Annotated in this window: 2 protein-coding genes; both read right to left on the bottom strand. The window is 48.9% G+C overall.

Annotated features, from left to right (window positions below; genetic code table 11):
• Positions 1-50: 50 nt before the first annotated feature.
• Positions 51-845, bottom strand: a complete 795-nt coding sequence (gene istB, locus ACF8EG_RS11375) for an IS21-like element helper ATPase IstB (protein ID WP_258670213.1) — start codon at positions 843-845, stop codon at positions 51-53.
• Entirely contained in the window at positions 842-1,861 is a 1,020-nt protein-coding gene (gene istA / locus ACF8EG_RS11370) for an IS21 family transposase (protein WP_392419456.1), read from the bottom strand. Before istA ends, istB begins: the two co-directional genes overlap by 4 nt.
• Between the last annotated feature and the right edge of the window lie 76 nt (positions 1,862-1,937).

The raw sequence follows: 1,937 nt of genomic DNA, 5'->3' as shown, positions 1-1,937 counted from the left end.
GACCCACTTATCGACGTTATCGCCGAAGTAAAATTGACCCACCCACGTAATTAACCTTTACCTTCAGATAGACTTTCTAGAACCGCTGGTATGGTTCCAGCCGCCTTCTTTCCTTTTAATCGATAGCTTTCACCGCTGATCTGTACGATGTGTGAGTGATGAAGAAGTCTATCGAGTAGTGCTGCCGTTAGTGTTGTATCGTCGGCGAACGCATTTGACCATTGCGAGAACGGCAAGTTACTGGTCACGATAATACTGCCTTGTTCATAACGTTTGGCGATGACGTTGAAGAACAAGTTGGCTTCTTCTCTACCGAACGGTAGATACCCGATTTCATCAACGATAAGGAGTTTGGGGGCAAGCACACTGCGCCTCAAGTAACTTTCTAGTTTACCCTGAGCTTTCGCAGTAGAGAGTTGAAGCATCAAGTCTGCTGCCGTGATGAAGCGCGTTTTTAATCCTTTTTGGACAGCGAGTTGACCAAGACTCACTGCAAGATGACTCTTACCGACGCCACTTGGCCCGAGTAACACCACGTTTTCCTTTCGCTCTATGAACGCCAGCCCTGTTAGTTCCTTGAGCTGTTTTCTCGGGGCACCCGTTGCGAACTTGAAGTCATAATCATCGAACGTTTTTTCCATTGGGAAGCTGGCGAATTTAGTTAGTGTGGCTCTTGTGCGCTCTGCTCTCACTTCCAACTCTGCGTTCAGAAGTGACTCTAAGTAATCGGCTAGGCTCAGTTCGCGGCTGTTGGCGACTTCTGCCAGTCTCGGCCATTCCTGACCGATTGCTTGTAACTTCAGCGCAGCACAGGCAGCTTCAATGCGATTCATTTGAAGGTTCATACTCGCACCTCCAACAGCGCGTCATAGGTTGAGAGTGGGTGCTGGAAGCTCTCAAGGGGCATCACACTATCGCTGATTGTTAGTGGTGTGTCTGGGCGTGTCGGTGATGGTAGCGACTGAAGTGTAAAGCGCTCTTCATCTAAGAGAACCTGAGGCTTTGTACCTGTCGTACCATGAGTTCGTTGGTGAGCGACGGTTTCTAGCCATGCTCCGATATGTCCATTAAGAACATCGGCGGTGATTTTAAGTCCATGCTGCTTGAGTGTCGCCGCAAGCGGAGTGACGAAGCTATTCTTCAAGTAAGAGTTAAATCGCTCCACTTTTCCCTTAGTCTTTGCGCGATATGGACGACAGGCTCTTGGTTTAAAGTTGTATCTCTTGGCAGCGGTGAGCAACGCAGGGTTCCAGCGGTGCTCACCTTCACCATATGCATCTCGCTCTATCATGATGGCTTTCGCATTATCGAACAGCACTTCTTTGGGGACGCCACCGAAGTATTCAAATGCTTCTTCAAGACCTTCTATCCAGTCTTCTTGGCGCTCTCGTTCACTAAAGCGAACGAACGTCGCTCTGCTATAACCCAGCGTTGCCACGAAGGCTTTAACACGTACACCGTAATGCGTGATGGTCGTGAAGTCGACTTGCATCTGCTCACCTGGCAATGTCTCGAATCGAACCACAGGATCGACTGGCGCACTAGGTTTGTACTGTTTGATGTGCTCTTTGAGCATCGTTATACCGCCCTCGTAACCGAGAGATTTCAACTCACGCAGTAAGACGGTTGCGGGTATCCAATAAGGCTTTGCGGCTTCAATCCGAGTACGCAAGTAGTCATGGTAAGGGTGTAGCTTGGTTGGTCGGGATATACGCTCGGGATACACAGGCGCTTTGTCTTTATTTCGAAGATAAGTGCGAACGGTATTCCTTGATATACCCATATCCTTTGCGATGCGGCGGATGCTTCGCCCTTGCTGATGTAAAACGTGTATTTCCACTAGTTGCTCCTGATTGATCATAATCCGCCGCTTTGTCCATGTTACGAACGGATAGTTTGACTCAGGTGGGTCAATTTTAAATCGGCGTTAGTGGGTC

The sequence above is a fragment of the Vibrio sp. YQ_11 genome, assembly GCF_043103065.1.
GTDB lineage: Bacteria > Pseudomonadota > Gammaproteobacteria > Enterobacterales > Vibrionaceae > Vibrio > Vibrio parahaemolyticus.
Note: the sequence above shows the minus strand (reverse complement) of the source record. Positions and strands in the feature narration are given on the sequence as shown.

What these genes read in the sequence shown, in the direction of transcription:
- istB (WP_258670213.1), bottom strand. Translation starts at nt 845, where the DNA reads ATGAACCTTCAAATGAATCGCATTGAAGCTGCCTGTGCTGCGCTGAAG.
- istA (WP_392419456.1), bottom strand. Translation starts at nt 1,861, where the DNA reads ATGATCAATCAGGAGCAACTAGTGGAAATACACGTTTTACATCAGCAA.